The sequence below is a fragment of the Candidatus Brachybacter algidus genome (assembly GCF_016707225.1).
GTDB classification, from domain to species: Bacteria; Bacteroidota; Bacteroidia; order Chitinophagales; family Saprospiraceae; genus Parvibacillus; species Parvibacillus algidus.
Window position 1 is genome coordinate 779,161 of record NZ_JADJID010000003.1, and the last position, 12,074, is coordinate 791,234.

The 12,074-nt window shown below is 34.9% G+C and carries 13 protein-coding genes; 6 read left to right on the top strand and 7 right to left on the bottom strand.

All coding sequences use genetic code 11. From position 1 onward, the window contains the following. Positions 1 to 18 precede the first annotated feature (18 nt). From IPI15_RS13110 to IPI15_RS13135, 6 genes are all read left to right on the top strand, one after another. Positions 19 to 1,029, top strand: coding sequence for a glycoside hydrolase family 43 protein (locus IPI15_RS13110; RefSeq protein WP_287420613.1), 1,011 nt, complete (start codon positions 19 to 21; stop codon positions 1,027 to 1,029). A gap of 310 nt (positions 1,030 to 1,339) precedes the next feature. Beyond that, entirely contained in the window at positions 1,340 to 1,558 is a 219-nt protein-coding gene (locus IPI15_RS13115; RefSeq protein WP_287420615.1) for a hypothetical protein, read from the top strand. 66 nt (positions 1,559 to 1,624) lie between these two features. Beyond that, positions 1,625 to 2,173 (top strand): DUF1579 family protein, encoded by a 549-nt coding sequence (locus IPI15_RS13120; protein WP_287403432.1) that lies wholly within the window; start codon positions 1,625 to 1,627, stop codon positions 2,171 to 2,173. 25 nt (positions 2,174 to 2,198) lie between these two features. Continuing rightward, positions 2,199 to 2,756 carry a fibrobacter succinogenes major paralogous domain-containing protein gene (locus IPI15_RS13125; RefSeq protein WP_287403431.1) on the top strand — a complete coding sequence of 186 codons (558 nt, stop codon included), beginning with the start codon at positions 2,199 to 2,201 and terminating at the stop codon, positions 2,754 to 2,756. An 11-nt stretch (positions 2,757 to 2,767) separates the two neighbouring features. Then, on the top strand, positions 2,768 to 3,127 hold the full coding sequence (locus IPI15_RS13130) for a DHCW motif cupin fold protein (RefSeq protein WP_287403430.1): 360 nt from the start codon (positions 2,768 to 2,770) through the stop codon (positions 3,125 to 3,127). Between the two features lie 468 nt (positions 3,128 to 3,595). Beyond that, the gene (locus IPI15_RS13135) at positions 3,596 to 4,867 is read left to right on the top strand and encodes a hypothetical protein (protein ID WP_287420617.1); all 1,272 of its coding nucleotides are present in this window, start codon (positions 3,596 to 3,598) and stop codon (positions 4,865 to 4,867) included. A 161-nt stretch (positions 4,868 to 5,028) separates the two neighbouring features. Here IPI15_RS13135 and IPI15_RS13140 read toward each other — a convergent pair whose 3' ends face one another. The 7 genes from IPI15_RS13140 to IPI15_RS13170 all read right to left on the bottom strand — a co-directional run bounded on the left by IPI15_RS13140 (position 5,029) and on the right by IPI15_RS13170 (position 12,072). Continuing rightward, positions 5,029 to 5,487: a hypothetical protein gene (locus IPI15_RS13140; RefSeq protein ID WP_287403426.1), complete on the bottom strand. Its 459-nt coding sequence runs from the start codon at positions 5,485 to 5,487 to the stop codon at positions 5,029 to 5,031. A 163-nt stretch (positions 5,488 to 5,650) separates the two neighbouring features. Further along, on the bottom strand, positions 5,651 to 6,772 hold the full coding sequence (locus IPI15_RS13145; RefSeq protein WP_287420619.1) for an ABC transporter permease: 1,122 nt from the start codon (positions 6,770 to 6,772) through the stop codon (positions 5,651 to 5,653). 45 nt (positions 6,773 to 6,817) lie between these two features. After that, entirely contained in the window at positions 6,818 to 7,927 is a 1,110-nt protein-coding gene (locus tag IPI15_RS13150) for an ABC transporter permease (RefSeq protein WP_287403422.1), read from the bottom strand. A 320-nt stretch (positions 7,928 to 8,247) separates the two neighbouring features. After that, positions 8,248 to 8,610, bottom strand: a complete 363-nt coding sequence (locus IPI15_RS13155; protein ID WP_287403421.1) for a four helix bundle protein — start codon at positions 8,608 to 8,610, stop codon at positions 8,248 to 8,250. Between the two features lie 353 nt (positions 8,611 to 8,963). After that, entirely contained in the window at positions 8,964 to 9,707 is a 744-nt protein-coding gene (locus tag IPI15_RS13160) for an ABC transporter ATP-binding protein (protein ID WP_287420621.1), read from the bottom strand. Then, a complete protein-coding gene (locus IPI15_RS13165) occupies positions 9,704 to 10,627 on the bottom strand; it encodes an ABC transporter ATP-binding protein (RefSeq protein WP_287403417.1) in 924 nt (307 codons plus the stop codon). The genes IPI15_RS13160 and IPI15_RS13165 overlap by 4 nt, the downstream gene beginning before the upstream one ends. Before the next feature lie 506 nt (positions 10,628 to 11,133). After that, positions 11,134 to 12,072 (bottom strand): HlyD family secretion protein, encoded by a 939-nt coding sequence (locus IPI15_RS13170; RefSeq protein ID WP_287403415.1) that lies wholly within the window; start codon positions 12,070 to 12,072, stop codon positions 11,134 to 11,136. Positions 12,073 to 12,074 lie beyond the last annotated feature (2 nt).

The window sequence follows — 12,074 nt, forward strand, 5'->3', positions numbered from 1 at the left end:
CAAAAAATTCCCTATCAAATGCTTGTATTTAATCTAAGATTCATAATTCTCCTAATAATATTTCAATTAATTTATTTCCAGGAAGTATTTACCCAAAATCCCGGCAACCCTATAAGCGAAGGATGGTATGCCGATCCTGAAGGCACAGTTTTGGGAGATCAGTATTGGATCTTTCCTACTTACTCGGCAAAATATGAAGAGCAAACTTTCTTTGATGCCTTTTCATCTATAGACATGATTTACTGGCAAAAACATTCAAATATCCTGGATACCTCTGCGATCAAATGGGCAAAGCAGGCCATGTGGGCGCCATCGGTAGTTCAAAATAAAGATAAGTATTATTTCTTTTTCTCGGCCAATGATATTCAACGTCCGGAACGGGAAGGCTGGGATGAAAATAATCCGATCAATCACAGTGGAGGCATAGGCATAGCTGTAGCCTCCAATCCTGCAGGACCTTACAAAGATTATTTAGGAAAACCATTATTGAGTGATTTTTATAATGATGCGCAGCCCATCGATCAATTTGTATTCAAAGATACCGATGGTCAGTGGTACATTATCTATGGCGGTTGGAGTCATTGCAACATTGGAAAATTAAAAGACGATTTTACAGGATTTGTTGAATGGCCTGATGGAAAGTTATTCCATGAGATCACTCCTGAAGGCTATGTCGAAGGGCCATTTATTTTTTTACGCAATAATAAGTATTACTTCATGTGGTCAGAAGGTGGCTGGGGCAATGATACCTATAAAGTAGCTTATGCCATTTCAGACAAGATCACCGGTCCATATACCAAGATCGGCACCATTCTTGAATCTGATGCCGAAGTAGCAACTGGTGCCGGGCATAATTCGGTGATAAAATCTCCAAATTCAGATGACTACTACATCGTCTATCACAGGAGACCAATTCCCAATGAGGGAAGAGACCATCGTGTGACCTGCGTTGATTGGCTCTACTTTAATGAGGACGGCACAATTAAGGAAGTTAAGATGACTTTTGAAGGGGTGGGAGAAGAGAGGTAGTCAGTGGTCAGTGGTCAGTAATCAGTAATCAGTAATCAGTAATCAGTAATTAGTAATTAGTAATCAGTAATCAGTGGTCAGTAATCAGTGGTCAGTACTCAAAGCGGAAATTGGTAAGTGTAGTTCCGGAGATTCATTCTAATTTCTAATTTCTTACTTCTAATTTTTTTTTAAAACAGCAATTAGTTACTTAAATAGTTACACCAAATAACAATTAACAATTAACAATTCCTCCCATGTGTGAGCATCTTATAGAACTCGAAAATGAACTTAAATTAATTGACATCAAGGAAAACTCTCGTGGAGAAGCATGGTCACCAATTGCAGGGAATGGGTTTATTATGATTGCTATCTGAAAACTGAAAACATAATAACCAGGTTAAAACTTCCTGATTTTGTCGTAGCTACCAGCAATGATGACCCTCGATCCGGACTTGAAGAGGGCCTATACTGTGAAAAATGCGAAGATGCAATCATGGGCTACCACAGAATTCTAGATGGTAAAAGGAATGTTAAAACAATCTCCTGAGACCTACGAAAAGTTTAAATAAACTATCTTTACCTGTTACCCAAATGGACTAAAGATTAACTAAGCATGAATTTTATTAAATATATTTTATTTTTAATACCGACGGTTATTTATTCGCAGAATGATCAATGGTCTGTTTACATGACTCCATCTGAAGTGCACAAGCAACTTTCAGACTATATCGGAAAATTTGATATTGAAGTAAAAATGTGGATGGAAACATCAAAAGAACCAATGATTGTCACTGCAAAGTCTACAAATAAAATGACCTTAGGCGAACGGTTTCTTGAAATGAGTCAATCAGGAGACATGATGGGTATGGATTATCAGGCATCATCAATACTTGGTTATAACACCATTAGCAAAGAATTTACATTTACTAACATCACCAATATGGGTACAGGAACCTTGACGTTAATAGGAAAATGGGTTGAAGAAGGAAAATCAATCGATCTCAAAGGACAGATGGTTAATCCTGAAAACAATGCACTAATAGATGTTAGACAAGTAATTAGTTTTTTGGACAAAGATCATTTTCTGGTGGAAAATTTTGACAAATTCAGTGACGGTCCAGAGCAAAAATCCATAGAATACAGGTATACCAGGTCTAAATAATTAATAAAAAATCCTCTAATAATTAATGAAATTACAACAGACCATATTAATGTTGATCATATTGTCAGGTTCAAAATATGCTTATACCCAAGATTATATGTTCAATGTCATTGATCAAACATGGATGGCACCGGATCTGAAGTTGAGACAATTTGAAATTGAAGATACCTTGCAAATTGGAAATACTTTCTTCATAAAAAAAGAAAAGCTAGACAAATTCATTCCTAAAGGGTGGAAACTGCCAGATTTAAATGATATAAATTTATTAATTAAAAATCTGGATGGGCCAACAAATGACGATGGTGGCAAAATCATTTCTGCAAATAATCTAAGTAAAATAATGCCCTTTAGACTAAATGGCATTTACTATGAATCCATGAAACAATTAATTGGCGTTCACTCAATGACAGCTTATTATACAGCAGCTGATATAGAAAAATCTATTGATTCAGAAATAGAAACCACCCAGGTAAGTTTATATATTCATTCAAATAGAAACGGCGAACTTATTGTTGAACCATTATATTCCAAAATTAAAAATGGTCAAATTTATTGCAATGTACTCTTTATTAAAAAGATATAAATCGGACAATTATGAATGAACTTGAAAACAATAGAGCAGCAATTCCATTTCAAACAATTGATTGGGCTTCAATCGAAAAGATTGAACACAAGGGCCAGGAAGGCACTTCATTCTGGCAAACTATTCAAATCGGAGGTTTAAGAATTAGGAAAGTAGCATACCAACCGGGATACATTGCAGATCATTGGTGTCAGAAAGGACATATTGTGCATTGCCTGGAAGGTTCATTTGTAAGTGAATTAAGTACTGGGGAAGAAATATACTTAACTAAAGATCAATCATATGTGGTTTCGGATGGCTTAAGTAGTCATAGATCTTATTCAAAAGAAGGCGTTTTACTATTTATTATAGATGGAGATTTTCTAAAGTAAATTCACAGGTAATTCTTTGCTTCTAAATTAAAGATAACCTGGTGAGGTAAATATAAATTGGAAAAAGTAAAAAGCAGTTGAGGATATTTCTACTTTGTTGATAGCTAGAGTTTATAGATAAATTATTCAGTTTTAATATTTAGATTCTATTTTTTAAATTTGCCAAAAAACAAATATTATTAGCCACTAATTTCACGAATGATGCTTTGCATCAAACACGAATTTATTCATGCATTATACTCGATGTTGCTTGCGCGGTAGTGCAAAAAAACATTCTAAATATTCTACTTCAAATTATAATAACTCAAACTACGATTAGCAAACGTAATCTCTTTATGGAAGCAAGGGCTAATAAATATCTTTCTTTATCCATTAGGCTGAATCATCCAAAATTAACTTTCATAGATTTTCGATACAATTTCATCAAATTGTTTAATTTTCCAGCCTAATTCAAGGATTAATAAAAATATGAAACGAACAATTATTCTATTGCTGTGTACAATGTCAACTATGCTGTCTGCACAATTTTCACACATACAATACATGCGACCAAATGACCAAAATGGTTTAAATATTTTTGAGGAAAGCAAAATGGATTCTACTCCATATAGCGGACTAAAAGTTAAACTAGGTGGTGATTTCGCCTTACAGTTTCAAGGATTAAATCAATCTAACAATCTGAACAATCTGGTTGAACTTGGAAATAATTTAAATCTTCCAACTGCCAACTTAAATCTTGATGTCCAATTATTGGATGGTGTAAGAATGCATCTCAGAACCTACCTTTCTTCCCGCCATCACAATGAATCGTGGATTAAAGGAGGGCATTTGACCATAGATAAACTTGATTTTATCAAACCCGGTTTTCTAAAAGGGTTCATGAACCATGCAACGTTGACATTAGGTCTGGATGAATTCAATTACGGAGACGCTCATTACAGACGTTCAGATAATGCCAGAGCTATTTACAACCCATTCGTAGGAAATTACATTATGGATGCTTTCTCCACTGAAGCATTCGGTGAATTAACAATTCAAAACAATGGACTCCTCGTAGTTTTGGGCGTAACTAATGGTAAAATAAATCAAAGTGTCGTAGTCGCTGATACTACTGACGACAAGCCTTCTATTTATGGGAAACTTGGTTTTGACAAACAGTTTACTAAAAATCTCAGAATCAGACTTACGGGATCGGCCTATTATAATAAAGGCGCTACTACCGGCAAATGGCTTTATGGCGGGGATCGTGCAGGTTCCAGATATTACAGTGTCCTTCACACATTAAAAGATGCAAATGGAAATTCAGAAGGGACAGATTTTGATGGAAGATTCAATGCAGGATTTACACAAATGACTGCACTTCAAATAAATCCTTTTTTCAAATTCAAAGGATTGGAGTTATTTGGTATCTATGAAATGGTGATTGGAGACAATGTAATTGACGGAAAAAAAGAAGGTAGTTTCACACAGATCGGCGCCGAAATGCTCATTCGATTTGGAAAGCAGGAAAAGTTCTACCTGGGCGGCAGGTATAATACCGTTAATGGTAAAAGATTTGAAGGCGACCGCGTAGAACTTGAGATCCTCAGATATAATGTTGGCGGCGGATGGTACATTTCTAAAAATATCCTTGCCAAAGCAGAATATGTGAATCAGGAATATAAAGGAGCTGGTTGGGATGGTCGTTTTGAAGGAGCAAAATTTAGCGGATTCAATATCGAAGCAGTTGTTAGTTTTTGAAGGTGAGGAGGTGAGAAGGTGAGAATTGTATTCCAAAATTGTTGATTCCGAAAAATAATTATGCTTGCAATCACAAATCGATTCAGTAAATATTTCAATTCAGTAAATTTTAAGATCTGTTAATGCAATGGATTGAACTTTGAGTTTTTCAACACATTATTCTATTCACAATTCACTAGGTCTAGGGACATTTTGCCACTAAAATCCAGATCATATATATTTTTAAAAACCATCTTCCCATCTTCTTCTGCGCTTTCTCCATAACCTTCTATATAAGAATCACCAACTTTCTTGAAGGCAACTTCCCGTATGCTTTCTTTGCCTTCTGACATGAATTTATAGTCAAGTAACAAGATATCAGCCACCATTCTACCTTCTATTTCTCCGGTATTTTTATCTTTGCCATCAAAACTATATGTCAAAGTACCGGTCACCACACTATCCTGAGTAATTGTCTTCATATATACTGTATCTTTTTTGTGCAAATATTTGAAACAATCAATAGAACGAACTATCTCTTTGGGTACATCTACATTTTGCTCCTCCTGCTTGGGATTTTGTTTGCATGAGACGATAAATGATAAGATAAATAGCAGATATATATATTTATTTGAATTCATTTTTTGTATTAATTTTATTTGAAGGAATAAAAATACAATTAAAATTTAAAACTAATTGGTTCTAACAAATTAGTTGAAATTAAATCGGAGTTTTGATTTTGCTTTTAAAATAAAAAATATGCGCAAAACCATGTTCTCTGACGGATTCCCATCCTAGGATTAATCATACCGTTTTCTTATAATTTATCACCGCCCAAGCATTAAAGAATAAAGCAAATCCTGTCATGATCAAAAATTTATATTTTATATCACCAAATGTACTCCCTTTCAAAACCACCATCCGCATTACCTCAATGAAATGGGTTACCGGATTTAGATTCGCGATTACCTTAGCCCAACCTGGCATGGAATCAATAGAAGTAAAGAGTCCACTCATGAGCATAAATATCATCATGAAGAAGAAGGCTACTGACATTGCTTGTTGCTGGGTCTCAGAATAGGTGGAAATTAACAATCCTATTCCCAATACAGCTATCAGAAATAAAAATAGATAGGAATACAATAGGAATATACTTCCTAATGGCTTAATACCATAGATCACCATGCCGACTCCAAATAATCCAACTGAAAAAACAAACACTCCTATGGCCCAGAATGGAATTAATTTACCAAGTATAAAGTACGTTTTTTTAATTGGTGTAACATTGATTTGCTCTATGGTACCTACTTCTTTTTCTTTGACAATATTCAAAGCACACATATACGCACCGATCATGGTAACTAATGTAACAAGGATACCCGGAACCATAAACCATTTGTAATTCATCTGTGGATTAAACCAATATGAGGAAGTGGCATAGATAACCGAATTTAAATTCACCTTCGATAAAGGCTGGAATTGCAATCTGATGTCATTGTTGAAATTTGATAAAATATTGCTCAGGTATGCCCCTCCCAGGTTAGCCTTTACGCCATTGATGGCATTTACTGCTATGAAAACCTGACCATGATCTTCTTTTATTAGGTTTCTTTCAAAATTGGCTGGAATTTCTAGTATTAGGTCAGCTTTATCTTGCTCTATCTGGAGTGTTGCTTCCTTATATGAATTACTGTATTGGGACAAGATAAAGTAACCTGAACCTGTTATTTTAGATATCATTTGCTGTGAGAAGGACGAGTGATCGTGATCCACTATGGCAATATTTATATTTTTTATTTCATAATCTGCTGCCAGTGGCATTATCATCAATTGTATGATCGGTGCAGCAAATATCATAGGTAATAATGCTTTATTCCTAAATATTTGTTTGAATTCTTTGATCAGTAAAAACTTTAGCGTCCTCATATCCTTAATTGATAATTAAAAGTGGAAAGTTGAATTGAGATTTCATTAAGACAATCTTATTTTGAATTTTTTGAAACTGATGAATAATAGAAATACAGTCATTCCAAGGAGTACCATCGTTTCTTTCCATATAGCTGCAATGCCTAGTCCTTTTATCATAATAGATTTAACTATAGTATAGTACCAACTGGATGGAAATATTTTAGAAACGACCTGGAGAGGTATAGGCATATTCTCTATAGGGAATAAAAATCCGGTCAGAAGTAGTGTCGGGATCATCATTCCAATTAACGAAATGAGCATGGCTGATTGCTGAGAGTTTGAAATATTGGAGATCAGCAAACCTAATGATAGTGATGTCAAGATCAACAAACTACTTTCCCCAAATAGCAACATGATGCTCCCATTGATGGGCATATCAAGCAGTGTAACGCTCAAGGCGAGTATCACAACTAAATTAATCAACGACAAAAAGAAGTAAGGAATGGCCTTGGCAATGATGACGAGGAATGGATTAAACGGAGATACTAATAGTACTTCCATCGTCCCACTTTCCTTTTCTTTAACGATAGATACTGATGTCATCAGGACACAAACCAATAACAACACAAGTGCCATTACTCCCGGTACAAAATTTGTTGAACCTTTAAGCTCTGGGTTGTAAAGCATTCTGATCTCAGGTACGATTTGGTAGGGCATTTTTTGAGTTACCGAGATTTCTTTCTGATAGGATGAAATTATTGAATTGATATAAAATGTGAGTGCGGTTGCAGTATTTGGATCAGAAGCATCTGCGATGATTTGAATCTGTGCACTTCCAAGATGCGCAAGATCATCCGCCATTTGAGCAGGGAATATCACAGCAGCCTTAATAGTGCCAGATTTAAATGCAGTTTCAATATCCTTGTGACTCATAAGTGAACGGACAATTTGAAAAGTATTTCCTGCTTCCAGTTGGTTGGTGATCCTTCTTGAGGTTTCATCTTTTGCATAGTCACACACCACAATTTTGGAATTTTTGATCTCATTTGTTAGTGCAAATCCAAATAGCAATATCAATGTCACAGGCATTCCAAATAACATTAATAAAGTCTTTTTATCACGGAAGACATGGAGGAATTCTTTTTTAACGAAGGCGGATAGTGCGGAGCTCATCTTTTATAATTGAAAATTGATTAATATATTTTGGGAAATATTTACTCTGATTACTTAAGGCTTATGGCCAATAGGTAATAGCCTATGGCCATAAGCTGATGGCTGATGGCTATGTTGTGGAAACGAGATAGTTTATTTTATTCATCGTATTTTTATTTAACTCTTAAAGCTCATAATATCCTTTTAAAGATTAGACCAATAGCCAATAGCTGATGGCTTTGTTGTGGAAATGAGATCAGTTTTTTTGTTCATGTTATTTATGTTTTAAGTATTAAAGTACATTTTATTCTTTGTAACGATTGAGGCCAATAGCCAACCAACTATTTACGAATTATGAGTAATTGTTTTATAAATGCCTGAATCATTTTAATTTCCAGCTCAATTAATTCTTCAAGTTTACTTAATTTTTCTTCAGGAGTCCACTTAAACTCTCTTATTATTATTAAATATGTTTGCAACTCAAAAGCAGATCCTAATGCTATTTGCAAAAATCTGGCGTAATCCTTATCACTATTACGACTGCTGCCCTCAGCAATGTTAGCTGGTATAGAAACCGCTGCTCTGTTAATCTGAGATGTAATAGAAAATTTTTCTTCTTGTGGGAAAAGTTTTGATAATTGGTATGTCATTTTCACTATTTCGATTCCTTGTTTCCATACATTTAATTCTTTGAAATTCTTCATTAGATTTTTTTTTAATATTTTGTAGAATTGGTGATTGTTATTAAGTTTATTTGTAATAAGAGGAGCTTTTCAAGCATAATTATGATAGATTAAGCAAATGGCTAATTGTTATAGCTGATGGCTTTGTTGTGGAAATGAGATCAGTTTTTCTATTCATCGTAATTTTGATTTAAAAATAAAGTACATTTTATTCTACGAAAAGTATGGAGCCAATAGCCAATAGCTGATGGCTTCGTTGTGGAAATGAGATTATTTTTTCTATTCATCGTATTTTTGGTTAAACATTTAGAGTAAATATTATTCTTTGTATCGCTTGGAGCCAATAGCTAATAGCCAACAGCCAATAGCCATTTTCAATTCTCCCCTCTCGTAGCCCCTCTCGCCATCTCATAAAAAACCTCATCCATAGTGCCAACACCAAATTGCTTTTTCAGATTAGCAGGCGTATCGCACGCTTTCATTTCACCATCTACCATCATAGATATTCGATTGCAATATTCAGCTTCATCCATGTAATGGGTTGTAACGAATATCGACATGCCACGATCTGCGGCTTCATATATCAAGTCCCAGAATTGTCTTCTGGTGACAGGATCAACGCCTCCAGTGGGTTCATCTAGAAAAACTATTTTTGGATCATGTAATATGGCTACTGAAAATGCTAATTTTTGCTTCCATCCAAGGGGCAAACTACCAACTAGTTTTTTTGACTCATTTGAAAGTCCGAGTTGGTCTATCAATTGACTGCTTTTATATTTTATTTCTTTGTCTGAAAGACCATAAATTCCGCCAAAAAAATTAATGTTCTCTATTACTGTAAGATCTTCGTATAAGGAGAACTTTTGACTCATGTATCCAATGTTCTTCTTAATTTCTTCCGTTTGTTTATAAATGTCAAATCCTGCGATGGTCGCGCTTCCTGAGGAAGGAATGGAAAGACCGCAAAGCATTTTTATAGCAGTTGTCTTACCTGCCCCATTTGCCCCCAGGAATCCAAATATCTCCCCGGCATAAACTTCAAAAGTGATCTCATTTGCCGCAATAAAATCACCAAATTTCTTTGTTAGTTTATCTGTTTTAATTACAATATCTTTCATGCGGTCTTATTCATTAAACGGATGAAACAATCTTCAATAGTGGGAGAAATAATTTCTATTTCAATTGATTTGTGTTCAAGTTGATTTAATTTATTTTGTAATTCTGATATTGTAAGTTCATCAACATCTATGAAGGTAATATGAATACTATCTCCAAATGAATAACTACTTTTGATCAACGTATCATGCCTAAGGTCTTTCAATAATTTACTCATGTCATCTGACCTTATCGCAAATAATTTATCTGGAAATTGTTTGGTGATATTATCCGGAGTATCTATAGACATGATCTCTCCATCTTGTATCAAGGCGATTCTTTCACACAAGGATGCCTCGTCCATATAAGGTGTCGATACAAGAATAGTGATGCCTTGTTCTTTCAATCTTTTGAGCATTTCCCAAAATTCTTTGCGAGACACTACATCTACTCCGGTAGTGGGTTCGTCAAGGAAAAGCACTGAAGGGCGGTGGATAAGCGCGCAACATAAAGCTAATTTTTGCTTCATTCCTCCCGACAATTTTCCTGCTCTGCGATCTTTGAATGGCTCGATTTGGATATAGATTTCCTTTATAAGATCATAATTCTCTTCGATAGTGGTATTAAAAATAGTCGCAAAAAATGTCAAATTCTCAAGAACAGTAAGGTCCTGGTAAAGTGAAAACTTTCCAGGCATATAACCTACCTTTTTTCGAATTTCCTTAAAATCCTTTATTATATCCAAATCATTCACTGTTGCCACTCCTTCATCCGGTAATAACAGCGTTGTCAGCACTCTGAGCAAAGTTGTCTTTCCTGCTCCATCTGGGCCAATTAAACCAAACAATTCCCCTTTATTCACGGAGAAAGTTATATCTTTTATCGCCGGACGATCTAATCCAGGATAGGATTTTGTAAGATTATTGATTGTTATATCGAGCATGGGTATTTAGCTAATGGCCACTTGCTGATAGCTGATGGCTTTGTAATGGAAAAAGTGTTATTTTTTTATTCATTATCTTTTTGTTTAAATCATTAAAGTAGAATTTACTTTTCGTAAGTATTGGAGCTAATAGCTGATGGCTGATGGCTGATGGCTGATAGCTTTGCAGTGGAAACCAGATAAGTTATTTTATTTATGTTTAACTATAAGTGTACATTATATGCTTTGTAAAGCATGAGGCCAATAGCTAATAGCCAATAGCTGATAGCTCTGTTGTGGAAACGAGATTACTTTTTCTATTCATCTTCATTATATTTAAACAATTAGAATAAATTATTTTCATTGTAACGATTCGAGCCAATAGCCAATAGCCAATAGCTGATAGCCGATAGCTCTGTTGTGGAAACGAGATTACTTTTTCTATTCATCGTCATTATATTTAAACACTTAGAATAAATTATTTTCATTGTAACGATTCGAGCTAATAGCCAAAAGCTAATAGCCAGTTAAAAAACCACTTCCCCATACATTCCTATCTTATATCTTCCATCATTTTTGACACTTATCTTAATAGCATATACTAGGTTTGCTCGTTCATTTTTAGTTTGTATGGTTTTGGGTGTAAATTCAGCTTTATCGTTGATCCAAGTAACCGTTCCTGCTGAAGTCTGATAACCTCCCTTGCCATCATCTGTCAGAACTTTTACATTCTGATTCAATTTTAAAATGGGTAATTGATCTCCCGAGATATAGGCTCTCAAAGACATATTGCTTAAGTCAGCTATTTTATACAATGGTTTGCCAATAGCTGTCATCTCCTCCTTTTCGGTATATTTAGTCATGACGGTTCCATTGACAGGATTTATAATTACACATTTATTTAACTGATCCGCAAGTTGTTCGATTTGAACATATACAGGCAGCATTTCTCCTCCCAGCGCTGATGTTTGAGTTTGTAATGCAGATATTTGTGCCTTTTTTTGATCATTGATTACCAGAAGTTGCTTTTGTATTTCATCGATTTGTGCATTGATGTCATCTAATTGTTTTGGAGTAGCCGCTTCTGCTTTAAGTAAGTTTTCAATTCGCTTCTTTTCTTTTCCCAGATTTTGAAGTCGACTTTTTGATACAGATTCCTGGGCATTATAGAATGCAGTCTGATTAGTTATGTTCGGCATTCTTTTGCCCGTTGCCTTTAATTGAGCAAGTAGTTGTTTTTTCTTCAGGAATATTTGCACACTATCAATATAACCAATTGTATCTCCGGCATTGATTATCTGGCCTTCCTGAATATTCAGTTGTTTGATGACACCGCTTGCCTCGGCCGAAATTATTATTTCAACAGCTTCGAAAGATCCTGAAGCGTCAAAGGCTTTCTCTTTTTTGCAAGAGGATAACATTAATAATAATGCGAAGGCCGCGAATATATTTATGAACTTAGACATGG